Origin of the sequence: Enorma burkinafasonensis (assembly GCF_902150035.1) — a bacterium.
In the GTDB taxonomy this organism is placed as follows: domain Bacteria; phylum Actinomycetota; class Coriobacteriia; order Coriobacteriales; family Coriobacteriaceae; genus Enorma; species Enorma burkinafasonensis.
Map to the genome: position 1 here is coordinate 1 of NZ_LR597521.1, position 25,460 is coordinate 25,460.

Genomic DNA, 25,460 nt, shown 5'->3' on the forward strand with positions numbered 1-25,460 from the left:
CATCTCCACCATTCCTTCAACTGGGAAAATGCCGCCCCCGGGGCCCGGATAGGACCTCGGGGGCGTTCGGTTAACTGCGGGAGCGTGCCGTCAGCTCAATGTGTTCGGTTGGGATCGGAAATCAACCAAAAGCGGAAAACGCATCCGCCTGTAGCGAGAACAAGGGGATTGAGCAGCGGAAACGAGGCATTCGCATCGAAGTCACATCATCACGCCCATCGTCCACCATCGAACGGTATAAGTCAAGACTGGTATTCGGTATGCGGCACGGTAAGATGAAGGTGTTCCGCACCCCGTGGAGCAACTGGGTGAACCGTCACGTTTTTTCAGGGAGCCCACACAGTCGTGCCAAGTACAGGCATCCTTCGTTGTTAAGGAAGCTGGAACGGGCGATGAGGGCACCCACCTTGTAGAGGTGGGTTCATTATCGTGAAACGGGGTGCGGTCTTTTTGTGCCCCGACGCACCCGCCACCTCGCTATATCTGCTATCACCGTGATGGACGCCCGCCGACACGCCCGACGTGGCGAATCTTTTGTATCATATATCGGATTGTCTCCCCGTCGCGTGCGGGGGGATACCTCGTGAACTTCTCGGACCTGCAACGGCGGTAGCGTCTGTATGGATTCATACGTCCCCTATATCTGCATCGCTGGTGCAGCCCTCATCACCACGCTGGTGCTGGTGCCGCCGGTCAAGCGGCTGGCGATCCTGCTCGACGCGGTCGACTACCCCTCGAAGCGGCGCGTCAACACCAGGCCCATCCCCCGCATGGGCGGGCTCGCGGTCTTCGGCGGGCTCATCGTCGCGTGCGCGCTGCAGGTGACCGGCACGATCCTGTGGGGCTGGCCGTCCGCGCTCGTCCCGCACCCCAGCATGAGCATCAACTACTACATGCTCGGCGCGTCGTTCTGCATCATCGTCCTCACGGGCGCCATCGACGACGTCTTCACGCTGACGCCCCGCGTCAAGCTCGCGGGCCAGGTCGCCGCCGCCATCGTCGCGGCGTCGAGCGGACTCACCGTGGGCAGCATCGTGAACCCCTTCGTATCGGGCGAGTACCTGAGCCTCGGGTGGTTCGCCTACCCCATCACCGTCATCTACCTCGTGGCGTACACGAACATCATCAACCTCATCGACGGCCTCGACGGGCTCGCCACGGGTATCTCGGCCATCGCGAGCATCACGATGTTCAGCTTCGCGGTCCTCTCCGGCCGCGGTGACGCGGCGGCGCTCTCGATCGCGCTCTTCGGCGCCTGCATCGCGTTTCTGCGCTACAACTTCAACCCGGCGAGCATCTTCCTCGGCGACTCGGGCGCGCTGCTCCTCGGGTTCGCGCTGGGCACGGTGTCGCTGCTCTCGGTCAGCCGAACCGCCGCCCTCACGTCGCTGCTCATCCCGCTCATCGTCGCCGGCGTGCCCATCTTGGACACCCTCGCCGCCATCGTGCGCCGCAAGCGCGCCCACGTGAGCATCGGCCAGGCCGACAAGGGCCATATCCAGCACCGCCTCATCCAGGAGGGCTACGACCAGAAGCAGGCGGTCCTGCTCATCTACCTCTGGTGCATCCTGCTCTCGCTGGGAGCCGCCGCCATCAACCAGGTCGAGATCGCGGGGCGCGTCGTCATCTTCGCGGCCCTGCTCGCCTGCTCGATCGCCTTCGCGATGAGGCTGCACCTGTTCGAGCCGGTGCTTCGCCACCACTACAACCCCAAGACCCACAAGGACGAGATCGTCACGCCCGATGACCCCGCCTTCGCCGAGGAGGAAGAGGCCGCCGAGCACAACAGGAAATCACACGGCAAGGAGTGAGCATGCCCAACGAGAGAAGCTACGAGACCGCGCTCAAGCGCAGCAACGAGATCCACGCGGACCTGGCACAGCACCCGGGGAACTACACCATGCTCACCGGCGACCGCCCCACCGGCCGCCTGCACCTGGGCCACTACTTCGGCACGCTCAAGGGCCGCGTCGAGCTGCAGGACATGGGCGTGAAGACCAACGTGCTCATCGCCGACTACCAGGTAATCACCGACCGCGACACCACCGAGCACATCCAGGACAACGTCTACAACATGGTCATGGACTACCTCGCCTGCGGCATCGACCCCGCGAAGACCATGATCTACGCGCACTCCGCGGTGCCGGCCGCCAACCAGCTCATGTTGCCGTTCCTCTCCCTCGTCTCCGAGGCCGAGCTGCAGCGCAACCCCACCGTGAAGGCCGAGATGGAGGCCTCCGGCCATGAGCTCACGGGGCTTCTCCTCACCTACCCCGTGCACCAGGCGTGCGACATCCTGTTCTGCAAGGGCAACGTGGTGCCCGTCGGCCGCGACCAGCTGCCGCACATCGAGCTCACCCGCCTCATCGCCCGCAAGTTCAACAACCGCTACGGCAAGGTCTTCCCCGAGGTCGACGCCCTGCTCTCCGACACGCCGCTTCTGCCCGGCCTCGACGGCCGCAAGATGAGCAAGAGCTACGGCAACGCCATCTCCATCTCCATGACGGCCGAGGAGACCGCGAAGCGCATCAAGAAGAGCCAGACCGACTCCGAGCGCATGATCACGTTCGACCCGGAAGGCCGCCCCGGCGTCTCGGGCCTGCTCTCCACCGCCGCCATCTGCACCGGCCGCGATGAGCGCGAGATCGCCGAAGAGATCGGCATGGGCGGCTCCGGCGCGCTCAAAAAGTACGTCACCGAGGCCGTGAACAGCTACTTCGAGCCCATCCGCGAGCGCCGCCACGCCTTCGAGCAGGACCTCGACTACGTGCGCGACGTCCTCCACGAGGGCAACCGCCGCGCCAACGAGATCGCCGAGAGGACCCTCGCCGAGGTGCGCGAGGCCATGGGCATGGTGTACTAGCCGAACCGCCGCCGTCGCGAAGAGGAGATGCCGATGTACAAGCTCATAGCGTCTGACCTGGATGAGACCTTCCTCGACAGCGCGCACCGCATCCCGGTGCCCAACATCGACGCGCTCAGGCGCCTGCGCGAGCTGGGCGTGCTCTTCGTGCCGAGCTCCGGCAGGCCCTACCGCTCGATCATGGCGAACTTCGCCGACGTCGACCCCGAGCTCATGCGCGACACCTACGTCATCTCCTACAACGGCGGCTTCATCAACCGCTTCGGAGACCCCGAGCCCCTGCTCTCCACCCTCATCGATCGCGCATCGGTTGAGTTCCTCTACCGCTATGGCGTCGAGCACCGGCTCGCCATGCACATCTACACCGATGAGGACGACATCTTCACGCAGTTCCTCCCGCCCGAGGAGGAGGACTACGTGCGCTCGATCGAGGGCGTCGTGCCGCTCGGCGACGACGTGCGCGACCTCACCTTCGCGGACGGCAAGCAGCTCGTGAAGATCCTCTACATGGATACCGACTTCGCGCACTGCAAGCGGCTCGGCGCCGAGCTCGCGCCGAGGCTGGACCCCGCGAAGATCGACATCACCTACTCGTCGGCGCGCTACGTTGAGTTCGTGCCGGCGGGCGTCAACAAGGGCACCGGTCTGGCGCACCTGGCCGAGATGCTCGGCGTCGACATCGCGGACACCATCGGCTTCGGCGACGCGGCGAACGACATCGACATGCTCAAGGCCGCGGGTCTCGGCGTGGGCGTCGCCAACGTCTCGGACGACGCGCGCCCCTACTGCGGGCTCGTGCTCGACACGACCGGTGGGGCCGGTGCGCTCCCCGAGCTCGTGCGGCGCGTCATCGAGCCCGAGCACCTCTCTGCGTAGACGGGTCTCCCGGGTCCGTATAACTGTTAGCTTAAGATAACTTATGAAGCGATTGTGGAGCGCCGACGCGTCATCGACAATCGCCTAATAGTTCACTATAGTTAACTTAACGGCACGGCAGGTACCGGCGATGAAAAAACCTGCCGGCCAGGATCGAATCGCATCCCTCCCCTCTGTGCGATCGACGGCGAAACCGGGAAGCGTCCCGTCACCCAAAGCGGATGGCGGGACGCTTCTCTGTTGAGGCCTGTTGAGGTCCGGACCGCTCGCCGGCCCGGGCGTCAGCGCGCGGCGATGGCCGAGGCCGATTGCCGATGCGATCACCGCGGCTTGAGCACGTGCTCCGCGAACCCGCGGTAGGTCCAGTCCTGCTCATCGCCCGGCAGCAGGTCATCGGTCGAGACCGCCTTGAAGAAGCAGGTGGGGATCTCGCCCTGCTTCAGGCACTTGGCGATGCACGGCGTACAGCCCCGGTCGTGGTTGCAGGGGTTGTTGGGGCACGCCTTGTCGGTGCAGGTGCAGAATGCGACGTTTGCCATAGGTACCTCCCTGTGTCATGGATCAACAGATGCGTGCGGGCGCGGGCCGGGCGGGTGCGGGCGGTGCGGACGCGGGCAGCGCGGGCGCGGGCCGATCAGCCCCCTCACTCGACGCCCGCCGGCCAGCGGCAGGCCCGTATGTCGACACGGTCGTCATCGACGAACGTGACGCCCTCGGCCTCGAGCAGCTCGCGCTGGACGCCCGGCCCGCCGAACGCGAATCCCGCGGCGAGGCGCCCGTCGGCGAACACGACGCGATGGCAGGGGATCTCGCCGGGACGGGGGTTGGCGTGCAGGGCGAAGCCGACGTAGCGCGCGCGGCGCGGCTCGCCCACGAGCTTGGCCACCTGGCCGTAGCTCGCGACCATGCCCGGCGGGATCTGCTCGACCACCTCGTAGACCCGCTCGAAGAACCCTCCTCGCTCCATCCGCACCCCCTGCTAGTCGGCGATCGCGACCGCGCGGTTCTGTGCCGTGACGAGCTCCTTCACCTTGATGGTGGCGCCCAGGTAGCGCTCGACCAGCTCGGCAAGCTCGTCGATGGCGGCGCGGCAGTCCTCGATCCGCTCGGGCTCGACGCACTCGATGATGAGGAAGGCGTTGCGCGAGTCATCCCGCAGCGCGGTGCGCACGCCGTCGCGCCAGTTCCAGCAGCGGCACACGGCGCCCGCGTCGTCGCGGTAGCACAGCTCGCCGGGAAGCGTGGGGTCCTCGTGCGCGTCCTCGCCGAGCGGCAGGAACGCGTCGCCGCCCTCGGTGATGCCGAGCCTGAGGTCGCCCGCGAACGTCTCGATGTCCTCGCCGCCCACGGGCAGGGCGTACTTGAGCGAGACGGCGTTGTAGATGTCGACCGAGGGCGTGATGTGGCCCACCGGGTTGCCCTTGAGCACGCGCTTGAGCAGGTTCTCGATCGAGCAGCGCGCGCCCTTCTTGGTCTTGAACGCGCGGTACGCCTCGCGCCACGCCCTCACGGGCGCGTTCTCGGAGATCGTGTTGCTCGTGATGTGGCGCTCGGCGAGCGCGTTGGCACGGTCGAGCAGGCGCTCGATCTGGGCGGCATCATCTGCCGGCACCTCATCTGCCGGCTTCATGCCCTCCGCGACCACGATGCCGATCGCCGCATCGGGAAAGAGCTGCCAAAACGAATCCTCGGTCACGAACTGCTTCATGCTTCCGCCTTCCTCTAGCGCGCGTGCGCGAATAAACGAAAACGCGTGCCGCCGACCGTCTTCTTCTGCCCTACGACGCCGGCACGCACGCGTTCGCGCTGCCCCATCCGGGGATGGAGCCCTATCGGGCCCCATGATAGCGACGGGGCGACGGCCCGTCAAAGGTCGCCGCCCCGGAACCGCCGTGCGGATGCGCGCGGGTGCCACTAGGCGCGCTTGCGCGTCATGCTCTTGAGGTCCACGTTGGGATAGCGCTTGTCGAAGTTCTCCTTGAACTTCGCCGCCAGCTCCTGGGCGGCCTTGTCGTAGGCCTCGGCATCGTCCCAGGTGCCGCGCGGGTCGAGCAGCTCCTTGGGCACGCCGGGGCACTCGTTGGGCACGTCGACGTCGAACACGTCGTTGTGCGTGTAGCCGGCGATGTCGAGCGAGCCGTCCTGGGCGGCCTTCACGAGCGCGCGCGTGTGGTAGAGCGCGATGCGGTGGCCCACACCGTAGGGGCCGCCCGTCCAGCCGGTGTTGACCAGGTAGACGCGCGTCTTGTTCTGGGTGATCTTCTCGCCCAGGAGGTAGGCGTAGACCATGTGGTCGAGCGGCATGAAGGGCTCGCCGAACAGCGCCGAGAACGTGGGCTGGGGCTCCTTGACGCCGAGCTCGGTGCCGGCGACCTTGGCGGTGTAGCCGGTCAGGAAGTGGAACATCGCCTGCTCGCGGTTGAGCTTGGAGATGGGCGGGAGCACGCCGTAGGCGTCGGCGGTGAGGAACAGCACGACGCTCGGGGTCTCACCGGTGCCGGAGTCGACGACCTTCGTGATATGCGTGAGCGGGTAGGCGGCGCGGCCGTTCTCGGTGATCGAGCTGTCGGAGTAGACCGCCTCGCGGCTCTTGCGGTCGAGCTTCACGTTCTCGGACACGCTGCCGAAGCGAATCGCGTCGAAGATATCCGGCTCGCGCTCGCGGGTGAGGTCGATGGTCTTGGCGTAGCAGCCGCCCTCGATGTTGAAGACGCCGCGCGGGCTCCAACCATGCTCGTCGTCACCGATGAGCAGGCGGTTCGGGTCGGCGGAGAGCGTCGTCTTGCCGGTGCCCGACAGGCCGAACAGGATGCAGGTCTTGCCCGTCTCGGGGTCGACGTTGGCCGAGCAGTGCATGGGCAGCACGGCGTCCTCGAGCGGCAGGAGGTAGTTCATCATCGTGAAGACGGCCTTCTTGATCTCGCCGCAGTAGCCGGTACCGGCCACGATGATCTGCTTCTTGTTCATGTCGAGCATGACGGCGGCGGGCTCCACGCCGTCGCGGTCGCGCGAGCACACGTAGGTGGGCGCCGCGAAGACCATGATGTCGGGGCGGCCGAACACCTCGAGCTCGTCCTTGGAGGGGCGCACGAGCATGTTCTGGATGAACAGCGCCTGGTGCGCGCGCTCGCAGACGACCATGACCTTGCGGGCGTACTGGCGGTCGGCGCCGGCGTAGCCGCGGATCACGAAGAGATGGCGGCGCTGCGACATGTAGCGCGTCACGTTCTTGCGCACGCGCTTGTAGGTCTCCTCGTCGATGGGCTTGTTGGTCTTGCTGTTCCAGTTGACCTGCTCGTCGGCGGCACCGGCGTCGACGATGTAGCGGTTCTCGGGCGAGCGGCCCGTGAAGGCGCCCGTCGAGACGGACAGCGACCCCGTCGAGGTCAGGTACGCCTCATGGTGCGAGATCGAATGCTCGATGAGCTTCGCCGGGCTCCAGTCCACATGGACGCGGTCGAAGTCGCAGTCGATCCCCGACTCCAGCAATATGGTCTCGATCATGCTTACACCTTTCACACGCGGCGACACGGACGCGCCGTGGCGCCTGCTATCAAAACCCACGGACGGAAGGCCCGGTGGCGATCGGCACCTGGCCCCCACACACGGTCATAGATATACCGTAACTTTGCGGGTACGCGACGGGTCGTATCGGGGAACGGCCCGCCGTGGCAAGCCGAGCGCACGCACTCTTACATTTCTGGTACGCCGACCACGTCCGCATGGCATGCAGCGCACCCCCAGAAGGCGCCACTCGACAGTTGCGGGACGCACAGGCGCGCTGTCCCGGCCCGCGCCGCGCTGCCGCGTCCGCGCGCCTGCGGGGCGAGCGTCTATAATGGTCCCTGTATGCGCCGGCGGCCCGGCGCGACCGACCCGTCCCCAACCGTCAGGAGCCCCGTGCCCGTAAACCCGCTCGACAAGATACGTGAAGCTCTCGAGGCCAGACGCGGCGCGCCCGCGGCGCGCCCCGCATCGAGCGCCGCCAGGCGCCTTGCGGACGGCCGCCCGGGTAACGCCCACGCTGCCCGGAGGCGCCGCGGGCGCCAGCCCCTCCTCGCGCGCATCGTCAACGACTGGTGGACCAGGCTCCTGCAATCGGTCTACAAGGGGTCGCTCAGCGAGCAGGAGGCCGAGTACGAGTCGCACAGCACCTCGCGCGACTACGTCTGGAACACGCTCGGCACCACCGTCTGGGGCATGTCGCTGCCCATCCTCTCCATCGTGGCCACGCAGCTCGCCGGCACCGAGCAGGCGGGCATGTTCTCGATGGCGTTCTCGACCGGCATGCTGCTCATGTACGTCGCGAACTACGGCGTGCGCAACTTCCAGGTGTCCGACATCGACGAGACGCACGCCTTCTCGTCGTACCAGATCAACCGCTGGCTCTCGACCGCGGCGGCCCTCGTGATGGGCGTCCTGTACTGCACGATCCGCGACTACCAGCCCCTCATGGCCACCATCTGCGCCGGCGTCTACCTCTTCAAGCTCGTCGACGGCATCGCCGACGTCTACGAGGGTAGGCTCCAGCAGGCCGACAAGCTCTACCTGGCCGGCATATCCCAGACCGTCCGCTCGGGCGGGGTCTTCCTCATCTTCTCGGTGATCCTGCTCGTGACGCGCAGCATCGCGCTCGCCTCCATCGGCATGGGTATCGCCGCCGTGGCGTCGCTCGTGCTCGTGACGCTGCCGCTCGCCCTGCTCGAGACCGAGAAGTCGCGCCGCTGGAGGCTCGAGGAGGTCATCGACCTCTTCAAGCAGTGCTTCCCGCTGTTCTGCGCGCTGTTCCTCTTCAACCTCATCGAGACCATGCCCAAGTTCGTGATGGAGGGCGCGCTCGCCTACGAGAACCAGCTCTACTTCAACGCGCTGTACTTCCCCTCGCAGAGCATCCAGATCATCATCGGCTTCATCTACAAGCCGCAGCTGCTGCGCCTCGCGAGCATCTGGTCCAACCCCAAGAAGCGCCGCCGCTTCGACCTCATCATCCTCGCGGTCATGGCCGTCATCGTGGCCGTCACCGCGCTCATGGGCATCGCCATGGCGAGCGTGGGCATCCCGCTCACGAGCTTCATGTACGGCGTGGACTTTGAGCGCTTCCGCACGCTCAGCTACCTCATGGTGCTGGCGGGGGGCGTCATCGCCGCGATCGACTTCCTCTATGCCATCATCACCGTGCTGCGCCGCCAGCGCGCCGTCATGCAGCTCTACCTCGCGGGATTCGCCGCCGTGACGGTGCTCTCGCTCATCTTCGTGAACCTGATGGGCCTTACCGGCGCGGTCGTGAGCTACCTCGGCGCCATGACGCTCCTGCTGGTGCTGCTCGTGCTCGAGTACGTGCGCATCCGGCAGGCCATCCGCAAGGAGCGCGACCCCTTCCTCGAGCGGCGCTGGCGCGCGAGCTGAGGCTACGCGCCCTCCTCGATGGCCGCGTACCACTCGGCGCCGTCATCCAGGCGCATGACGCCCACGCGCCCGCGCCGGGCGCCGGCCGCGGCCGAGCAGTCGATGTCGATGCGGTCGGCGACGCCCGCCGTGGCCTCGCACGCCCCCACGCGCACGATCCGGCCGCGCCCGTCGACGTCCGCGCCGTCGCGCTCCGGACGGTCGGCGTAGGCGGCGAGCACGATCGAGGGGGTGTGGCCAGCGACGACCACGGGACCCGCGCCCTCTGACCCGATAAGGCCGGTGGGCTCGCCCCAGAACCCGCTGCGCGTCCAGAGCAGGGTCTCCGGATCCTGCCTGCCCAGCATGTCGAGCAGCTGCTCGCGCGTGGCCGCGGCGGCGCCGCGCCCGCCCGCGCAATCGACACCCGCCGTGGCGAGGAAGCCGCGTGCCTCCATGGCGTCGATGCCGGCGTGCACGAGGAGGTAGATGCGGCCGCCGACCTCCACCGCGTCGTAGAGCGCGAGCCCCTCCAGCCACTCGATGAGCCCGCGGTAGGCCGCCCGCTCGAGGGCATCCAGGCCCGCGAGCGTGGTCCCGCCGCCGTTGAGCGCCCAAGTGAAATCGTCCATCTCGCCGGTGTCGAGCAGGACGTCGAGCAGCATGCGCTCGTGATTGCCCATAAGGACGCGCGCGCCGGGAAGCGAGCGCACGAGGTGGATGACGCCGACGGGGTCGGGCCCGCGGTCGACCATGTCGCCCAGCACGAAGACCGTGTCCGCGTCGCCCGGTCCGGCGAGCTCGAGGGCGCGGTCAAGCGCGCGCAGGTGGCCGTGGGCATCTGATGTCACGTATACCGCCATGGGCCTCGCCTCCCGCCTGTTCGTGCACCCATTGTACCCCGCGGGCAACCGCCGGGATCGCGCCGTGCGCCGCGGGCCGCGGGCGGCCGCCGGGATCGCGCCGTGCGCCGCCGCACCCGCGCCGTGCGTCCGGACGTGTTTCCCCGGGGTTAACTCCGCCGGCGGGGGCGCGCGATGCGGGCCGTATGGTAGAGTTACCGCACCCCAGTCCACTCAAGCAGGAGGTACGGCATGGCGCGCGTGCACAACTTCTCGGCCGGTCCCGCGGCGCTGCCCGAAAGCGTCCTCGCCGAGGTCGCCGCGGAACTCGTCGACTACCGGGAGCTCGGCATGTCGGTCCTCGAGATGAGCCACCGCTCGGCCGCCTACCGCGAGATCATCGACGGCGCCGAGGCCGCGCTGCGGCGGCTTCTCGGCATCCCCGGGAGCTACCGCGTGCTCTTCCTCCAGGGCGGCGCCACGCTCCAGTTCGCCGGCATCCCCCTGAACCTCATGCGCCGCGGCCGCGCAGGCTACGTGGTGAGCGGCCATTTCTCCCGCAAGGCCTGGCAGGAGGCGCAGCGCTACGGCGACGCCGTCTGCCTCGCATCGAGCGAGGGGACCGGCTTCGACCGCATCCCCGACCTCGCCCCCGTCGCGGAGCGCTGCGCCGCGGGCGACCTCGACTACCTCTATATCTGCCAGAACAACACCATCTTCGGCACGATGTTCGCCGAGCTGCCCGCGTGCGGCGACGTGCCGCTCGTGGCCGACGTCTCGAGCTGCTTCCTCTCGATGCCGCTCGACATCGAGCGCTACGGGCTCATCTACGCGGGCGCCCAGAAGAACGCCGGACCGGCGGGCGTGACCGTCGTCATCGTGCGCGAGGACCTCGTCGGCGCGGGCGCGGCGCTCGGCTGCTGCCCCACCTACCTCGACTACCGCGTGCAGGCGGACGCCGGCTCGATGTACAACACGCCCAACACCTTCGGCATCTACCTGTGCGGCAAGGTCTTCCACTGGGTGGAGGACGCGGGCGGGCTCGAGGCGATGGAGCGCCTGAACCGCGCCAAGGCCGACCTGCTCTATCGCGCGCTCGACGGAAGCGAGCTCTTCCGCCCGTTCGCCGAGCCGTCGTCGCGTTCCATCGCGAACGTGACCTTCCGCTGCCCCACGCCCGAGCTCGACGCGGCTTTCATCGAGGGCGCGCGGGCCCGCGGGATCGAGGGCGTCAAGGGCCACCGCCTCGTCGGCGGCATGCGCGCGAGCATCTACAACGCCGTGACGCTCGAGGACGTCCAGGAGCTGGTACGATACATGTGTGAGTTCGAAGCCGGGCACGGCCGGGGCTAGGCCCGGGACTTAGGCGATCGCGGGCGGACGCCCGAAGGGAGCAGACGATGCGCAACATCAAGGTCATCGACGACATCACCAAGGACGGGCAGGTCACCTTCGGCGACGGCTACGCCTACGTGGACGACGCCGCCGAGGCGGACGCCATCCTCATGCGCTCGACCGACCTGCACGGCTACGACCTTCCCGCCGGCATCCGCGCCATCGCGCGCTGCGGCGCGGGCGTGAACAACATCCCCGTCGAGGACTACGCCCGGCGCGGCGTGGTCGTGTTCAACTCCCCCGGCGCGAACGCGAACGCCGTCAAGGAGATGGTCCTGTGCATGATGGTGCTCGCGAGCCGCGGCGTCGTGCAGTCCATGGAATGGGTCCGCGCCAACGCCGCCGACCCCGAGATCCTCACCCACGCCGAGCACGTCAAGAAGGCGTTCGTGGGCCGCGAGCTTCGCGGCAAGCGCGTGGGCGTCATCGGCCTGGGCAACGTGGGATCCAAGGTCGCCAACGCCTGCGTCGCGCTGGGCATGGAGGTCTTCGGGTACGATCCGTTCATCTCGGTCGAGCACGCCTGGGAGCTCTCGCGCGACGTCCAGCGCGTCGGCACGCTCGAGGACCTGTGCCGCGGCTGCGACTACCTCACGCTGCACGTGCCCTCGAAGGCTGACACGGTCGGCATGATCGGCGCCGAGCAGCTCGCCCTGCTCGCACCGGGCGCCGTCCTCATCAACTTCGCGCGCGAGACCATCATCGACGAGGACGCTGTGAGTGCCGCGCTGCACACAGGTGGGCTCTCGTGGTTCGCGACCGATTTCGCCACCCCCAAGACGGTGCTCATGCCCAACACCTTCGTGACCACGCATTCCGGCGCCGGAACCGAGGAGGCCGAGGCGAACTGCGCCGACATGGCCATCTCGGAGCTCAAGGACTACCTGGAGAACGGCAACATCGCCCATTCCGTGAACTACCCCAGCTGCTCGATGGGCAAGGCGCGCGCCGCGAGCCGCATCGGCTGCCTGCACGCCAACGTGCCCAACATGATCGGCCAGATCACGCGCATCCTCGCCGACGACAACGCGAACGTCCAGCGCATGGTCAACGAGAGCGCCGGCGAGAACGCCTACACCATGTTCGACACCGACGAGCACCTCGAGCAGGGCACCATCGAGGCTCTCAAGCGCATCCCATCGATGTACCGCGTGCGCGTGATCAAGTAGCTCGGCACGGGGGCCACCGCGGCGGCACCCCTCGATGACACTGCCCGCTACCTCCCCAGCCGCACCCAATCCGAGAACAGGTAGCGGCAGAGTTCGCGCTCCCGGGCGAGGAGCGCAGGCGTCTTGGGACGGAAGGACACGCCGAGCTCCCGGGCGATATGCACCGCGATCTGCCGGAAAACCTGCTCGTCGCATAGCTGGGCATATGTCACGGGGACGACCAGATAGCCCATGCTCTGCAGCGCGGCCAACCGCGTCGCGTCATCGAGGGCGCTCTCCCGGCTGTCATGGATGAGCGCGCTTTGGCACTCGACGATCACGGACTTCGTACGTTCGGGGTTCTCTAGGAGCGCGTCCGCGTAGCACACCGATTTCCCCGAGATCAGCCGTGCGGAGCGGTCGAGCTGGATGCGCGGGTTCAGGCGAAGGCGGTCGAACCCGGCGCCGCCCCATCGGCGCGGGACGCCGAGCCGCATCGCCGCCTGCGTCTCGAGCGGCGAGGCGGCGTTGTCGAAAACGAGGCCGGCGGCCTGCGCGAACCGCTTGCACCCCTCCAGCCCCGAGATCCCCTCGGCGAATCTGGTGATGGCGCCGGCGTGGAGCAGCGGCGGCCTGCTCCAGAGGTCCGTGAGGCGGCCCTGCCGGTCGCGAACCGGACGCCACCCGTCGATCGTGGGCAGCCGTCCCGAATCGGCGAGCGCCTGCAACCACGAGCGGAGGCCGTCATCCGGCGAGAACACCGCATAGGAACCGCAGAGCTCGTTCATCGCCATGGCGAGCTCGATCGTGGAGATATCGGGCGCCATGGTGAGCAGCGTGAGGAGCGGCGAGGTGACGTGCATGCCCTCCGCGAGCTCGAGCGTCTGATTCGGGAATGCGGCGAGGTCGCGGACATGGGTGATGAGGTTGGGCGTGCGGAAGCTGCGCCGGCGATCATCGACCAGGACGTGCAGCGGCTTGTCGAGCGCCCCCAAGGGCCTATCGGCCCGGCACATCCCGCGCATCCCGGCACGCGACGCCAGGTCCCCCTCGCCCTTCGGGTACGCGAATGCGATCGGGGGCATCCTCAGCAGCTGAAACGCCGTTATGGAGCAGAACAACCTATCCATACCTGAAGCGTAGGCCGGATTCCAGCGGGAACCAGCGAGTTTTTAAAAAAGATGAACGCCGTCCAACAAAACCCTTCCCCCAATCCAACCAACGCCAAACTTTACAAAGGGCGAAAACAGACCGTGAAACGGGCTGCTGACAACAAACGGCGGTATGCTCCCGGAGAGGGCAGCATACCGCCTGTTTTGTTGTCCGGGGTTTCCAAAGGGGGCCCCTTTGGCACACGACTTTGCTTGCAAAGTGTAGTGTGTTATACCTGCTGGCGTGGCTGACGGGGGAAACGGGGTGCGGTGCTTTATGCACCCCGTTTGCTCCGTCAGGAAAACAGGCTGAATTTTTGCGAATGGGAATGAAAAAAATAATCGGGCTGTTTCCAGAGAACGGCGGCAGGCATATGAAAGCCCCCGTCCCTCGCCCCACGCTTCGACTTGTGGACAAAGTGTCCCGAAGTGTGGCCACATTCCTGGAAAAATAGCAGGACAGCGGGCAACCGTCAAGACTGAAATGAACGGGTTTACACCCGGCCTTGACCGCCGCCCGCCGTCATGCTGAATGGGTGGACAAGGCGGCCAATCTCCAAAAATGCTTGGCCGCTCTCTTTTTGATTTTGGAGCGTTTTTTCTCTCAAATTTGAAATGGACGGGAAGCCATTTTAGGGCTTTCCCGCCTTGATTGCCCATCAGCAAAGACGGGCGGGACTGTCAACGGCGGCGCATGAAATGCGCCGTTCATCTTGACCGTTGACTGGCCCGGCTGGCTTTGCTATATAACTACGCGCCTATGAAATCCGTCTATAAATCCGGTTCAATGAAGTGAACAGCCGAGGTATCCCAATACTTTTTGTAGACCCGGCTTTCATTCCCATCAAGATTAAGCTGATACATTCGGAATGTTACCAAAATGTTTTTCGGCTGCCATTGTTCTTCGTATGAATATTGGTACGTGTTGGATTGGGGGAAGGTTCTTGTGAGAAATGCGTCACCCTGTGTGCGCGATCGAAGGCGCCGCCGGCGACTGTGCGCAAGGACCGGAGGCGGCGCGCGGCGTTCCGCGCCGCTCTCGAAACGCTCGTTGCGGTATTTGGTGTGAGTTTTAGGACCGAGAGACCTCCCCTCTTCTTCGCAACGCTGCGACCTGCGCATTTATCGAGTCGCTCGATGGGTCTCCCCGAAGCCCCGGAAAACTCACACCGAATACCGCAACGAGCGTGCGGCACCAGGGGCGTCACTCCCCTACGGCCCCTGCCCGGGCCCCCGGAGGCGGTACAATAGCGGGACGCGGGCCGCCCGGCCCGCCGGCAACGATGACAAGGAGCCCCCATGAGAGTCCTCCCCTTCCCCTGCACGCGTCCGGCGCCCGAGGCGGCGCCGCAGGTAGCCGCGCCCCCCTACGACGCCGTCGACCGCGCCGAGGCCGCGGCGGCCGTCGCGAAGCAGCCGCTCTCGTTCCTCGCCATCGACCGCCCCGAGACGCAGTTTTCGCCCGAGCAGGACATGTACGCGCCCGAGGTGTACGCGCGCGGCGCCGAGCTGCTGCGCGAGCGCATCGCCGACGGGACCTTCATCGAGGACCGCAACCGATCCTACTACCTGTACGAACTCGCCTGGCAGGGCCATGTGCAGACCGGTGTGGTGGGGGTCTGCCCCGTCGCCGAGTACGAGGACGGGACCATCAAGCGCCATGAGCTCACGCGCGCGGAGAAGGAGCGCGACCGCATCGAGCACATCGAGGCGCTCGGCTACCAGACCGGCCCGATCTTTATCGCCTACCGCGACCAGCCGGTGCTCGACTTCATCCTCGCCGCCGCGAAGACCGCAACGCCGCTCTACGACTTCACCGATGCCGAGGGCGTGCACCAGACCGTCTGGGAGATCGCGCGGCCCGATGCCGTCGAGTCGATCCACGCCATGTTCGAGCAGGTTCCGTGCGCCTACATCGCCGACGGCCACCACCGCACCGCCTCCGCGATGAAGGTCGCCCAGCGAATGCGCGCAAAGGCCGAGGCGGAGGGCACCTATACCGGCAGGGAGCCGTTCAATTACTTCCTCGCCGTGCTCTTCCCCGCGAGCCAGCTGACGATCCTTCCCTACAACCGCGTCGTCGCCGACCGCGCGGGGCTCGACGCCGCAGGGCTGCTCGGCCGTATCGAGGAGGCGGGCTTCTCGGTCGAGGAGGCGGCAGCGCCCGTGGAGCCGGTCGCGCCGGGGCGTTTCGGGCTCTTCACCGACGGCCGCTGGTGGTCGCTCGCGGTCTCAAGCGAGCTCGCCGGGGCGCTCGCCGAGGGCGACCCCGTCGAGCAGCTCGACGCCTCGATCCTGCAGGAGCGCATCCTGGCCCCCATCCTGGGCATCGGCGATGTGCGCGAGGACGAGCGCATCTCGTTCGTGGGGGGCATCCGCGGCACCCGGGAGCTCGAGGAGCGGGCGGGCGACCAAGGCGTCGCGTTCACGCTCCACGCGACCGGCATCGACCAGCTTTTCGCCGTCGCCGACGCAGGCCTGCTCATGCCGCCGAAATCGACATGGTTCGAGCCCAAGCTGAGAAGCGGGCTCTTCCTCCACCGGATCGCCTAGCCGCGCGGCGGGGCGCCGAGGGCACACGTCGGCGCTAGCGCAAGGGGCTGCGACCGCAAGCGTCGCATCCGCAAGGCACCCCGCCTCAAGCGCGGGGCACCCGATCACGCGAGCACGAGCGCGACGAGCCCGCAGGCGACGGAGACCGCATAGAGAACGAGCAGGATGACGATGTTCTCGCGTGCGTTGCGGTTGGTGCGGAACAGCACGAGGAACCCCGCGCCGGCACCGGCGAGCGAGCCGGCGAGCATGGGGCCGAGCGCGAGGACGCCCTCGAGGTAGAGCTGGGTCACCACGACGCTCGCGGCGCAGTTGGGGATGAGCCCCACGAGCGCCGCGCCGAACACGGCCAGCGTCTCGTTGCTCGCGAGGAACCCCGTGATGACCGCCTCGCCCGCACCCTCGAAGACGGCGACGAGGACGAACGTCACGAGGAAGATGAAGAGGCTCACCTGGATCGTGTGCGACAGCGCGCTGCGCACGATCGAGCCGGCGGCACCGTGGCCGTGGGCGTGGCCGTGGTCATGGCCGTGCCCGGTATGCGCATCGTCCTCGTCGCATCCGCAATGGTCGCGCTCGCAGAGGCGGTGGATATGGTCCGCGCCCTCGCCGGCCTCGGCGAGGTCATCGAGCACGTCACGTGCGGCGGCGTCCCGCGCCGAGGCGGCGGCGCCCCGCCCGAGCACCCCGCGGCGCAGGACCGCGTGCGCCCGCCCGTTCAGCCTGAGCACGCGCACGGCCGCATCGACCGCGAGCCCGACGATAAGCGCGATGGCGGCCTTGGAGGCCAGGATCGCCGCGACCGTCCCCGCGTCGACGCGCTCGGCGACGAGCAGCGGCAGCATCTCGTCCGAGGTCGACAGGAAGACCGCGACGAGCGTGCCGAGCGTGATGACCCGGCCGGCGTACAGCGTTGCGCCCATCGCGGAGAACCCGCACTGCGGGACGATGCCGAGCAGCGCCCCCGCCACCGGCCCCGCCGCGCCCGCGCGCCTCACGACCGCGTTGACCCGCTCGCCCGCCGCATGCTCGAGCGCCTCGAGCACGAGGTAGGTGACGAGCAGGAACGGGACGATCGGCAGCGTGTCCTCCACCGCGTGCATCACGGTGTGCTCGAAAAACTCCATGTATGCGACCCCTCAAGCGTTCGGTTATGGAAGGTTCATACCCATCGCCGCGCCCCTGCGAGCGCAGAGCCGCGATGCGCTATCGTACCTAGCCGAGTTTCACAGAGCGAACACGAGCGCGCAAGGCCCGCCCACCGAGGGCGGCGCGCCACGTGGCCCCGCGGGAAGGACCTCCCATGAACGTCAGCCAAGCCCTAGAGTACACGATGCAGCCGTTCATCCCCTTCTTCATCTTCGGGGACCCCGACGCCATGGAGTCCGAGCGCCAGCATGGCGAGGAGGCGCTGCGGACGCTCATCGCCGCCTGGCGCGACGAGGACGACCCGGGCTTTAGCTTCGAGACGGTGCGCGAGCTCGCCGACCGCAACCGCCAGATCTGCGACCAGATCGGCGAGGCGCGGCTGCGCAACCTCTCGAGCGCGGCGCTCTCGCGCGGCCTTTCCGACGCGGACCTCTGCCGCGGCATCGCCGCCCTGCAGCGCAGGCCGGTCGCCGATGTCGAGCAGGAGGTGCGCGGAGACCGCGACGCGCTCGCCGTCGCCTACGTCAAGGAGCACGTGACGGGCACGGTCATCGGCATCGACATCGAGACCACCGGCACCGCGCCCGAGCGCGGCTACATCATCAACCTCGGCCTCGAGCTCATGGAGCTCACGGCGGACGCCGAGCCCTTCGCCGGCGGCGAGCGCTTCTTCGGCCTGCCGGAGGACCCCTATCGCGCGGCGGGCGTGCCCCTCACGAAGATCCACGGCATCACCTGGTCCGATATCGAGGGCGAGATGCCGTTTCGCGAGGACAAGGCGGCGCAGGCGGGCATCCTCGAGCTCATGAGGCACTACCCCTACATGGCTCATAACGCCGCGTTCGAGGACTCCTGGTTCATGCTCCACCTCGACGGCTACGCCGAGGCGCGCCGTGCCGGCGAGATCGTCGTCATCGACTCGCGCGACATCTGCCGCAAGCTCGACGGCGAGGTCGCCACGCTCCCCCGCGAGTCCGCGCCCGCGAGCCTCGAGAACTGGGCCCGCCGCCGCGGCACGCTCGCCGCGGACGAGAACGAGCGGCACCTGGGCCTTGCGGACGCCGACCTGATGCTGCGCACCGTGCAGGCGGAGTTCAAGCTCAAGAACATGTTCGCCTAGAGACGCCGCCTCCCGTAGCGCGGGGCGACGAGGCAGTCATAGCGGATCGCCTTGCCCGCGATGGAGTAGTCGGGCTCGATCCCGGCGAGATACGGCCCCTTGACCGGGCGCTTCACGACCACCTTGCGCGGGAGCGCGGCCACGGCGGCATCGACCAGCGCCGCCTCGTCGTCGCACGGCGACTCCAGCGTCTGGATGAGCTGGAGCTTCTTCTTCGCCGCCGCGCGCTTACCCCCGGGAAACATCGGGTCGAGCAGCACGATGTCCGGGCGCTCGGCGAGGTCGGCGAGCACGCGCGTGCTGTCGCCCTCTACGAGGCGCATGCGCCCCACCGCGTCGGCGAGCGCGGGGTCGCCGGCTGCGCGCTCAAGGCTGTCGCGCAGAAGCGCCGCGATGACGGGGTCGCGCTCGCAGAGGGTGACGCTGAAGCCGGCGGCGGCGAGCAGCAGGGAGTCCTCGCCCAGCCCCGCGGTCGCGTCGATCGCGGTGAGGGGGCCCGCAGCCCCCTTGATGCGGGCTGCGCGCACGATGAGCTCGCGCGGGAGCGCGCCTGGGCGGATGCGCCGCGCCATGCGCGAGAGGTCCCCGCGCAGCCGCATGCCGTCCCGCAGGTACGACACACCGTCGGCGTCGACCAGAAGGGCCGCGTCGACACCCGCCGCCGGCAGGTCGCGCTCCAGCGGAGCGCCGAGGTGCGCCGCGATCCGCTCGGCGAGGCCGGGGGCCGCTCCGGGACGCTCCACCACGCATGCCACCGCCGCGGGCGGCGCGGCGCCCGCCTCCTGCAACCCGTCTCCCATACCAGGTCCTCCCTTCGTCCTCCACGCCATTGTAACCGCCCCGCAACACTGCCCCGAAGCGCGCGATCGGCGGCGGGGCGCGCATGCTATCCTCAATGGGCACGCGACGACATGAGGTGAGCATGGCTGATATGAGACGAGACGGCGCCCTGAGCCCGGTATTCGAGTTCGAAGCGCACATCAGGTACAGCGAGGTCGACCACCGCGGGCTGCTCAAGCTCCCCGCGCTCATCGACTACTTCCAGGACTGCAGCACCTTCCAGTCGGAGGCGCTCGGCATCGGCATGGCGTGGCTCAAGGAGCAGAGCCGGGCCTGGGTCCTCACGCACTGGCAGATCGTGATCGACCGCTACCCCGCCCTCGCGGAGCCCGTCAGCGTGGGCACGTTCGCGAGCGCCTTCAAGGGGCTCACCGCGAGCCGCTACTTCTACCTGCGCGACCGCACCGGGGCGCTCATCGCGCGTGCCCATTCCTCGTGGGCGTTCATGGATCTCGAGCGCAACCGGCCGGTGCGGCCCACACCTGAGCACATCGACCCCTACGGCACGGCCGAGCCGCTCGACATGCCCGCCGAGGAGCGCCGCGTGCGCATCCCCGACGGCCTCGAGCCCTTGGAGCCCATCACGGTCCAGCGCTACCAGATCGACACGAACGAGCGCGTCAACAACTGCCAGTACGTGCAGATGGCGCTCGACGCGCTCCCCCGTGAGGAGGTCCCCGTCCAGGTACGGGTCGACTACAAGCGCGCCGCCGTGCTCGGCGACACGATCTTCCCCGGGCTCGCGTCTGCAGGCGACACGACGGTCGTCGCGCTCGAGGACAGGTCGGGCGCGCCCTACGCCGTGGTGGAGCTTAAGTTTTTGGTTGAATAGCAGCGCGAGCACTGACAACGCCGCCCGCGACCTATACCATATGCACGTTTGCACCAAAACGTAGGGAGGATCATGGGCAACAAGATCAAGGGGATCGTCTCCGAGTTCCAGGAATTCATCAGCCGCGGCAACGTGATGGACCTCGCCGTCGGCGTCATCATCGGCGGCGCGTTCACCTCCGTCGTGAACTCGCTCGTCAACAACATCATCACCCCGCTCATCTCGTTTCTGACGGGCGGCACGCCCGAGGTCGGCGGCCTGACCCTCGTGCTCGGCGGCCAGAAGATCGACTTCAGCGCCTTCATCGGCGACATCATCAGCTTCTTCATCACCGCCGCCGCCGTCTTCGCCATCGTGAAGGCGCTCAACACCTTCAACCGCCTGAAGGACATCGCCGCCGCGAAGGCCGGTCTCGCCAAGGAGGAAGAAGAGGAGGAGGTCAAGCCGCGCACCTGCCCCTTCTGCAAGCAGGAGATCGCCGACGACGCCACGCGCTGCCCGCACTGCACCTCCAAGCTCGAGGGCTACGCGAACGCGCAGGAATAGACGCCGCTACGGCTTCCAAGCATCTGACGCGCAGGGCGCCGCGACCGCATCCGGTCGCGGCGCCTTCTTTATCCCCCGTCGCCGCGCCGTCCAGGGGGCACGCGCCGCCGCCCGCGTGCGGCACCCGCCCGCCGGCGCGTCGCCATAGTATGCTTGATGCAGCTTGCAAAGAGAGGAGCATCCATGAAACGCACCCTGGTCCTCATCCGGCACGGCAAGGCGGAGCCGTCCCGCGACGGCCTCGCCGACGAGGCGCGGCAGCTCACCTGCGCGGGGCGTGCGGCGCTCGAGGGGCCGGACGGCTTCACCCGCACGTTCGCGCTGCTCGCCGATGACGAGCGGGAGGGCGCGCGCTTCTGGGTGAGCACCGCGACCAGGGCCCGCCAGACGGCGGAGGCCGCGGCCGCCGCGCTGGGCTGCAGCGACCTCGAGGAGCGGGCGTACCTCTTCGCCCAGGATGGCGAGGCGTTCCTCGACGAGCTCGAGAGCTGCGACGCGCGCTGCCTCGTCGTGGTGGGGCACATCCCCTTCGTCGAGCGCATGACCGAGTACCTCTGCGGCGCGCAGCTCGACTTCTCACCCGGGGCGGCAGCCGCCATCGAGCTCGATGAGGCGCTCGACGCCTGCGAGTCGAAGCTCCTCTGGTTCGTACAGGGGCCGCGCACGGCGTAGCGCCCCATACACGCACCCGGTGCGGAAGGCACGCGATACAGCGCGCTGCCTGCGATCACCATGGCGAGCGGTTGTCTCCCCGGAGGGATGCGGCCGCTCGCTCTTTTTCCCTTGACATATGAGCGTCTGCTCATATAATCATAATTGCACGTATGAACATCTGCTCATATGAGGGGGGAAGGCACCATGGCATCAAGCGATTCCACCGTCGAGAAGCCCGACGCGTGCGCGCCGGAGGGGATGCCCGACGAGGAGCTCCTGTACGACCTCGCGGACCTGTTCAAGACCTTCAGCGACACCACGCGCATCAAGATCCTCTACGCGCTCTACGACGGCCCCCGCTCGGTCGGCGACATCGCCGAGACCATCGGCGCCACGCAAAGCGCCGTCTCGCACCAGCTCCGCATCCTGAAGCAGGCGCGGCTCGTGCGCTTCGACCGCGACGGCCGCAGCCTCATCTACTCGCTTGCCGACGACCACGTGCACACCATGCTCGCCCAGGGCATGAGCCACATCTGCGAATAGCTCCGCGTACCTGCGGCCTTGAGGGAGGGACCCACCATGCGAAAGTCATTCAAGCTCGACGAGATCGATTGCGCCGTCTGCGCCCAGAAGCTCGAGGACGCCATCAAGAAGGTCGAGGGCGTCGACGACGCGCGCGTCAACTTCCTGACGCAGAAGCTCACGCTCTCCTGCGCCGACGGCACGGACTTCGACGCGGTGCTCGAGCGCGTGGTCGCGCTCACCGCCCGCATCGAACCCGACTGCGAGATCGTCCGCTAGGCATCGCGTCGCGCACGGCCGCCACGGGCGGCCATATTCCCGAAGGTTATATGAGCATGTGTTCATATCTGCAATTGGAGTTGTCATGAACAAGAAGCAACGCAGGTGGCGCGACCGCATCATCGTTGCGCTCGTCCTGTTCGCCATCGCATTCGCGCTCGAGGCCACCGGTGCGCTCACGCGGGCGTTCGGCACGCCCGGCGACGTCTACGCGAGCTTCGCGCTCTTCTTCATCCCCTACCTCATCGCAGGGTACCGCACGCTCCTCGAGGCCGTGCACAACATCCGCTGCGGCGACCCCTTCGACGAGGCGTTCCTCATGTCGGTCGCTTCGCTCGGCGCGTTCGCCATGGTGCTCTTCCCCGAGACGGACCCGCACATGGCCGAGGGCGCGGCGGTGATGCTCTTCTACCAGGTGGGCGAACTCTTCCAGAGCTATGCCGTGGGCAAGAGCCGCGCCTCAATCGCGGAGATGATGGACATCGCACCCGATTACGCCAACATCGAGCGTGACGGCGAACTCGTGGAGGTCGACCCCGACGAGGTGGCCGTCGGCGACACCATCGTGGTGAAACCCGGCGAACGCATCCCCATCGACGGCGTGGTGGTCGAGGGCGCAAGCCAGCTCGACACCGCCGCGCTCACCGGCGAGAGCATTCCGCGCCACGTGGAGCCTGGGGCGGACGTCATCTCGGGCTGCATCAACATGACGGGCATCCTCCATATCGAGACTACGAAGCCTTTCGGCGAGTCCACGGTCTCCCGCATCCTCGAGCTCGTAGAGAACGCGAGCGAAAAGAAGGCCAAAACCGAGAACTTCATCACGCGCTTCGCCCGCGTCTACACGCCGGTCGTCACACTTTCCGCCGTCGTGTTGGCCGTGGTGCCGCCCCTTCTGGGTATGGGCGCCTGGACCGACTGGGTGCTGCGCGGCCTCACCTTCCTCGTCGTGAGCTGCCCCTGCGCGCTCGTGATCTCCGTGCCGCTCAGCTTCTTCGGCGGCATCGGCGGGGCCTCCAAGCTCGGCATCCTCGTCAAGGGCTCCAACTACCTCGAGCTCCTCTCCAAGGTCGACACGGTCGTCTTCGACAAAACCGGCACCCTCACCTCGGGTACGTTCAACGTCGTCGCGGTGCACCCCGAGGCCGGCGTCGACCCTGACTACGTACTCAGCAACGCCGCCTATGCCGAGGCCATGAGCGACCATCCCATCGCGATCTCGATCAAGCAGGCGTACTCGGGCGAGATAGACCAGGTGCGCATCAAGGACGTGAAGGAGGAGTCCGGCCACGGCGTGCGCGCCACGGTCGACGAGCACGTGGTGCTCGTGGGCAACGACAAGCTCATGGCCGAGCACGGGAGCTCCTGGCAGGAATGCAAGCTCACGGGCACCATCCTGCACGTCTCCGTGGACGGTGCCTACGCTGGCCACATCGTCATCGCCGACGTGGTGAAGGAGGATGCCGCCAAGGCCATCAGCGACCTGCACGCCGCCGGCGTCAAGAAATGCGTCATGCTCACCGGCGACCGCGGCGACGTGGCCGAGGCCGTCGCCGCGAAGCTCGGCCTCGACGAGGTCCACGCGCAGCTGCTGCCCGAGGACAAGGTCCACGCCGTGGAGCGCCTGCTCAGCCTGGAGCAGGGCGGCGCGCGGCTCGCCTTCGTGGGCGACGGCATCAACGACGCGCCCGTGCTCATGCGCGCCGACGTCGGGGTAGCCATGGGCGCCATGGGCTCGGATGCCGCCATCGAGGCCGCCGACGTGGTCCTCATGGACGACAAGCCGAGCAAGATCGCGCAGGCCATGCGCATCGCGCGCAAGACCATGCACATCGTGTGGCAGAACATCATCTTCGCCATCGGCGTGAAGACCGCCATCCTGGTACTCGCGGCGCTCGGTATCGCGAACATGTGGCTCGCCGTCTTCGGCGACGTGGGCGTGGCGATGATCGCGATCCTGAACGCCATGCGCGCCATGCGCGTCTCGAGGTAGCCCTCCCCTTCCCTGCGACCGGCTGCTGCGTTAGGATACTTGACGCTGCATCCGGTCGCATCGTATTTGGGGGAATACATGGGCGACACCCGCGCGCGCATCGCGTTGTTCGATAACGTCAAGGGCGTCTTGATCGCGCTTGTCGTGGTCGGGCACTTCATGCACCCCGTCCACAACGACAACGAGGCGCTGAGCGCCCTGTTCGACATCATCTACCTGTTCCACATGCCGCTGTTCGTCTTCGTCTCGGGGCTCTTCGCGAAGGGCGCGTACCGGGACGGACGGCTCAACGTGAACCGGATCGTGTCGTTTGTCGTGCTGGGCTTCGCCTACCAGGTGGCGCTCACCGCCATCAACGGCGTGCTCGACGAGCCCGAGCGGCTCTGGCGCTTCAGCTCCGCGCCGTGGTACCTCATCGGCATGGCCTGGTGGTACCTTGCGACGCCTCTGCTCGCGCGGGTCGCGCCCGGCATCGGCATCTCCGCCTGCTTGGCCGCATCGCTCCTCTGGGGCTGCGTCGATGTGTCAAGCGGGTTTCTGGCCATCAGCCGCTCGCTGGCGTTCCTCCCCTATTTCGCGGCGGGCTACTACGCCTCGACTGCGCAGGTGGAGCGGCTCGCCGGCAAAAAGGTTCTCTATGTCGCGGTGGCAGCCGCCGCGGCCATATTCTCCGCGCGTCTCGTCTCGCCTACCTGCTTCGAGTGGTTCTTCCCCCAGGTGTACGGCGACAACCCCTACGGCCCCAACGTCCTCGCGGGCGTCGCCGCCAAGCTCGCGACCATCGCGATTGCCGCGGTCTGCTCGCTTGCCGTGCTGCGCCTCGTGCCGCGGGAGCGCTCGCTCATCACCGTGCTCGGCGAGCGCACCCTCCAGGTCTACGTACTCCATCGGCTCATCCGCGCGGCGCTCACCTTCCGCACGCCCTTCTACGGCCTGCCCATCCTGCTCGACCCGCTCTGGGGCACGGCGATCGTCTTGGCTTTGAGCGGGGGGGTCTTGGTCCTCACCGCATGGCGCGGCTTTACGCGCCCGTTCGCGGCGCTCATGGCCGCGCGCTGGCTGCCCGCGAGGCGCGACGGCGGCGCCTAGACCCCGGCCCCGCCACGGGCGCCGTCGCGGTGGCGGCCATGCCGTCCCCGCCCAGCGCAGGTGGCCGGCCCTGCCGCCGGCACGTGCGCGGCGAACGGTTGATTTCCGATCCCAACCGAACACATTGAGCTGACGGCACGCTCCCGCAGTTAACCGAACGCCCCCGAGGTCCTATCCGGGCCCCGGGGGCGGCATTTTCCCAGTTGAAGGAATGGTGGAGATG

The 25,460-nt window shown here is 67.6% G+C and carries 23 protein-coding genes; 15 read left to right on the forward strand and 8 right to left on the reverse strand.

Features of this window, described 5'->3' with window-relative positions; genetic code table 11:
- Positions 1–620 precede the first annotated feature (620 nt).
- The 3 genes from FS885_RS08685 to FS885_RS08695 are packed head-to-tail and all read left to right on the forward strand — an operon-like array spanning position 621 to position 3,739.
- The gene (locus FS885_RS08685; RefSeq protein ID WP_144744673.1) at positions 621–1,811 is read left to right on the forward strand and encodes a glycosyltransferase family 4 protein; all 1,191 of its coding nucleotides are present in this window, start codon (positions 621–623) and stop codon (positions 1,809–1,811) included.
- Positions 1,812–1,813: 2 nt separating this feature from the next.
- Positions 1,814–2,863 carry a tryptophan--tRNA ligase gene (gene trpS / locus FS885_RS08690; RefSeq protein ID WP_144744674.1) on the forward strand — a complete coding sequence of 350 codons (1,050 nt, stop codon included), beginning with the start codon at positions 1,814–1,816 and terminating at the stop codon, positions 2,861–2,863.
- A 33-nt stretch (positions 2,864–2,896) separates the two neighbouring features.
- On the forward strand, positions 2,897–3,739 hold the full coding sequence (locus tag FS885_RS08695) for an HAD-IIB family hydrolase (protein WP_144744675.1): 843 nt from the start codon (positions 2,897–2,899) through the stop codon (positions 3,737–3,739).
- A 320-nt stretch (positions 3,740–4,059) separates the two neighbouring features.
- Here FS885_RS08695 and FS885_RS08700 read toward each other — a convergent pair whose 3' ends face one another.
- From FS885_RS08700 to pckA, 4 genes are all read right to left on the reverse strand, one after another.
- A complete protein-coding gene (locus FS885_RS08700) occupies positions 4,060–4,278 on the reverse strand; it encodes a DUF6485 family protein (RefSeq protein WP_144744676.1) in 219 nt (72 codons plus the stop codon).
- Between the two features lie 104 nt (positions 4,279–4,382).
- Positions 4,383–4,706 (reverse strand): MGMT family protein, encoded by a 324-nt coding sequence (locus tag FS885_RS08705; protein WP_144744677.1) that lies wholly within the window; start codon positions 4,704–4,706, stop codon positions 4,383–4,385.
- 12 nt (positions 4,707–4,718) lie between these two features.
- Positions 4,719–5,447 carry a B3/B4 domain-containing protein gene (locus tag FS885_RS08710; protein ID WP_144744678.1) on the reverse strand — a complete coding sequence of 243 codons (729 nt, stop codon included), beginning with the start codon at positions 5,445–5,447 and terminating at the stop codon, positions 4,719–4,721.
- Between the two features lie 206 nt (positions 5,448–5,653).
- A complete protein-coding gene (gene pckA, locus FS885_RS08715; RefSeq protein WP_144744679.1) occupies positions 5,654–7,243 on the reverse strand; it encodes a phosphoenolpyruvate carboxykinase (ATP) in 1,590 nt (529 codons plus the stop codon).
- Between the two features lie 396 nt (positions 7,244–7,639).
- On the opposite strand from pckA, the gene FS885_RS08720 reads away from it, so the two are divergent.
- Entirely contained in the window at positions 7,640–9,145 is a 1,506-nt protein-coding gene (locus FS885_RS08720) for a lipopolysaccharide biosynthesis protein (RefSeq protein WP_246060918.1), read from the forward strand.
- Positions 9,146–9,147: 2 nt separating this feature from the next.
- Here the strand turns inward: FS885_RS08720 and FS885_RS08725 are convergent, their stop codons facing one another.
- Positions 9,148–9,987, reverse strand: coding sequence for a metallophosphoesterase (locus FS885_RS08725; RefSeq protein WP_144744680.1), 840 nt, complete (start codon positions 9,985–9,987; stop codon positions 9,148–9,150).
- A gap of 231 nt (positions 9,988–10,218) precedes the next feature.
- Between FS885_RS08725 and serC the strand changes: the two genes are divergently transcribed.
- The gene (serC, locus tag FS885_RS08730) at positions 10,219–11,319 is read left to right on the forward strand and encodes a 3-phosphoserine/phosphohydroxythreonine transaminase (RefSeq protein ID WP_144744681.1); all 1,101 of its coding nucleotides are present in this window, start codon (positions 10,219–10,221) and stop codon (positions 11,317–11,319) included.
- 47 nt (positions 11,320–11,366) lie between these two features.
- A complete protein-coding gene (locus tag FS885_RS08735) occupies positions 11,367–12,530 on the forward strand; it encodes a phosphoglycerate dehydrogenase (protein ID WP_144744682.1) in 1,164 nt (387 codons plus the stop codon).
- A 47-nt stretch (positions 12,531–12,577) separates the two neighbouring features.
- On the opposite strand, the gene FS885_RS08740 is transcribed toward FS885_RS08735, so the two are convergent.
- Positions 12,578–13,525 carry a hypothetical protein gene (locus FS885_RS08740; RefSeq protein ID WP_144744683.1) on the reverse strand — a complete coding sequence of 316 codons (948 nt, stop codon included), beginning with the start codon at positions 13,523–13,525 and terminating at the stop codon, positions 12,578–12,580.
- A 1,434-nt stretch (positions 13,526–14,959) separates the two neighbouring features.
- On the opposite strand from FS885_RS08740, the gene FS885_RS08760 reads away from it, so the two are divergent.
- The gene (locus FS885_RS08760; protein WP_144744685.1) at positions 14,960–16,213 is read left to right on the forward strand and encodes a DUF1015 domain-containing protein; all 1,254 of its coding nucleotides are present in this window, start codon (positions 14,960–14,962) and stop codon (positions 16,211–16,213) included.
- 104 nt (positions 16,214–16,317) lie between these two features.
- Here FS885_RS08760 and FS885_RS08765 read toward each other — a convergent pair whose 3' ends face one another.
- Positions 16,318–17,340, reverse strand: a complete 1,023-nt coding sequence (locus tag FS885_RS08765) for a putative manganese transporter (RefSeq protein WP_144744686.1) — start codon at positions 17,338–17,340, stop codon at positions 16,318–16,320.
- 176 nt (positions 17,341–17,516) lie between these two features.
- On the opposite strand from FS885_RS08765, the gene FS885_RS08770 reads away from it, so the two are divergent.
- On the forward strand, positions 17,517–18,482 hold the full coding sequence (locus tag FS885_RS08770) for a 3'-5' exonuclease (RefSeq protein WP_144744687.1): 966 nt from the start codon (positions 17,517–17,519) through the stop codon (positions 18,480–18,482).
- Here FS885_RS08770 and FS885_RS08775 read toward each other — a convergent pair.
- Positions 18,479–19,282: a class I SAM-dependent methyltransferase gene (locus tag FS885_RS08775; protein ID WP_144744688.1), complete on the reverse strand. Its 804-nt coding sequence runs from the start codon at positions 19,280–19,282 to the stop codon at positions 18,479–18,481. The genes FS885_RS08770 and FS885_RS08775 overlap by 4 nt on opposite strands.
- A gap of 122 nt (positions 19,283–19,404) precedes the next feature.
- Here FS885_RS08775 and FS885_RS08780 point away from each other — a divergent pair, with 122 nt between their 5' ends.
- The 7 genes from FS885_RS08780 (at position 19,405) to FS885_RS08810 (ending at position 25,237) form a co-directional block, all read left to right on the forward strand.
- The gene (locus tag FS885_RS08780) at positions 19,405–20,154 is read left to right on the forward strand and encodes an acyl-[acyl-carrier-protein] thioesterase (protein WP_246060932.1); all 750 of its coding nucleotides are present in this window, start codon (positions 19,405–19,407) and stop codon (positions 20,152–20,154) included.
- Positions 20,155–20,226: 72 nt separating this feature from the next.
- The gene (gene mscL, locus FS885_RS08785; RefSeq protein ID WP_144744689.1) at positions 20,227–20,700 is read left to right on the forward strand and encodes a large conductance mechanosensitive channel protein MscL; all 474 of its coding nucleotides are present in this window, start codon (positions 20,227–20,229) and stop codon (positions 20,698–20,700) included.
- Between the two features lie 183 nt (positions 20,701–20,883).
- On the forward strand, positions 20,884–21,372 hold the full coding sequence (locus FS885_RS08790) for a SixA phosphatase family protein (protein WP_144744690.1): 489 nt from the start codon (positions 20,884–20,886) through the stop codon (positions 21,370–21,372).
- A 186-nt stretch (positions 21,373–21,558) separates the two neighbouring features.
- Entirely contained in the window at positions 21,559–21,897 is a 339-nt protein-coding gene (locus FS885_RS08795; protein ID WP_186365841.1) for an ArsR/SmtB family transcription factor, read from the forward strand.
- A 36-nt stretch (positions 21,898–21,933) separates the two neighbouring features.
- Positions 21,934–22,155, forward strand: a complete 222-nt coding sequence (locus FS885_RS08800) for a cation transporter (RefSeq protein ID WP_144744691.1) — start codon at positions 21,934–21,936, stop codon at positions 22,153–22,155.
- Between the two features lie 85 nt (positions 22,156–22,240).
- Positions 22,241–24,148, forward strand: a complete 1,908-nt coding sequence (locus FS885_RS08805; RefSeq protein ID WP_144744692.1) for a heavy metal translocating P-type ATPase — start codon at positions 22,241–22,243, stop codon at positions 24,146–24,148.
- 78 nt (positions 24,149–24,226) lie between these two features.
- Positions 24,227–25,237 (forward strand): acyltransferase family protein, encoded by a 1,011-nt coding sequence (locus tag FS885_RS08810; protein WP_144744693.1) that lies wholly within the window; start codon positions 24,227–24,229, stop codon positions 25,235–25,237.
- The last annotated feature ends 223 nt before the right edge of the window (positions 25,238–25,460 follow it).

Excerpts from the sequence above, each read along its gene's own strand:
- FS885_RS08685 (WP_144744673.1), top strand. The coding sequence starts at position 621 with ATGGATTCATACGTCCCCTATATCTGCATCGCTGGTGCAGCCCTCATC.
- trpS (WP_144744674.1), top strand. The coding sequence starts at position 1,814 with ATGCCCAACGAGAGAAGCTACGAGACCGCGCTCAAGCGCAGCAACGAG.
- FS885_RS08695 (WP_144744675.1), top strand. The coding sequence starts at position 2,897 with ATGTACAAGCTCATAGCGTCTGACCTGGATGAGACCTTCCTCGACAGC.
- FS885_RS08700 (WP_144744676.1), bottom strand. The coding sequence starts at position 4,278 with ATGGCAAACGTCGCATTCTGCACCTGCACCGACAAGGCGTGCCCCAAC.
- FS885_RS08705 (WP_144744677.1), bottom strand. The coding sequence starts at position 4,706 with ATGGAGCGAGGAGGGTTCTTCGAGCGGGTCTACGAGGTGGTCGAGCAG.
- FS885_RS08710 (WP_144744678.1), bottom strand. The coding sequence starts at position 5,447 with ATGAAGCAGTTCGTGACCGAGGATTCGTTTTGGCAGCTCTTTCCCGAT.
- pckA (WP_144744679.1), bottom strand. The coding sequence starts at position 7,243 with ATGATCGAGACCATATTGCTGGAGTCGGGGATCGACTGCGACTTCGAC.
- FS885_RS08725 (WP_144744680.1), bottom strand. The coding sequence starts at position 9,987 with ATGGCGGTATACGTGACATCAGATGCCCACGGCCACCTGCGCGCGCTT.
- serC (WP_144744681.1), top strand. The coding sequence starts at position 10,219 with ATGGCGCGCGTGCACAACTTCTCGGCCGGTCCCGCGGCGCTGCCCGAA.
- FS885_RS08735 (WP_144744682.1), top strand. The coding sequence starts at position 11,367 with ATGCGCAACATCAAGGTCATCGACGACATCACCAAGGACGGGCAGGTC.
- FS885_RS08740 (WP_144744683.1), bottom strand. The coding sequence starts at position 13,525 with ATGTGCCGGGCCGATAGGCCCTTGGGGGCGCTCGACAAGCCGCTGCAC.
- FS885_RS08760 (WP_144744685.1), top strand. The coding sequence starts at position 14,960 with ATGAGAGTCCTCCCCTTCCCCTGCACGCGTCCGGCGCCCGAGGCGGCG.
- FS885_RS08765 (WP_144744686.1), bottom strand. The coding sequence starts at position 17,340 with ATGGAGTTTTTCGAGCACACCGTGATGCACGCGGTGGAGGACACGCTG.
- FS885_RS08770 (WP_144744687.1), top strand. The coding sequence starts at position 17,517 with ATGAACGTCAGCCAAGCCCTAGAGTACACGATGCAGCCGTTCATCCCC.
- FS885_RS08775 (WP_144744688.1), bottom strand. The coding sequence starts at position 19,282 with ATGGGAGACGGGTTGCAGGAGGCGGGCGCCGCGCCGCCCGCGGCGGTG.
- FS885_RS08780 (WP_246060932.1), top strand. The coding sequence starts at position 19,405 with ATGGCTGATATGAGACGAGACGGCGCCCTGAGCCCGGTATTCGAGTTC.
- mscL (WP_144744689.1), top strand. The coding sequence starts at position 20,227 with ATGGGCAACAAGATCAAGGGGATCGTCTCCGAGTTCCAGGAATTCATC.
- FS885_RS08790 (WP_144744690.1), top strand. The coding sequence starts at position 20,884 with ATGAAACGCACCCTGGTCCTCATCCGGCACGGCAAGGCGGAGCCGTCC.
- FS885_RS08795 (WP_186365841.1), top strand. The coding sequence starts at position 21,559 with ATGGCATCAAGCGATTCCACCGTCGAGAAGCCCGACGCGTGCGCGCCG.
- FS885_RS08800 (WP_144744691.1), top strand. The coding sequence starts at position 21,934 with ATGCGAAAGTCATTCAAGCTCGACGAGATCGATTGCGCCGTCTGCGCC.
- FS885_RS08805 (WP_144744692.1), top strand. The coding sequence starts at position 22,241 with ATGAACAAGAAGCAACGCAGGTGGCGCGACCGCATCATCGTTGCGCTC.
- FS885_RS08810 (WP_144744693.1), top strand. The coding sequence starts at position 24,227 with ATGGGCGACACCCGCGCGCGCATCGCGTTGTTCGATAACGTCAAGGGC.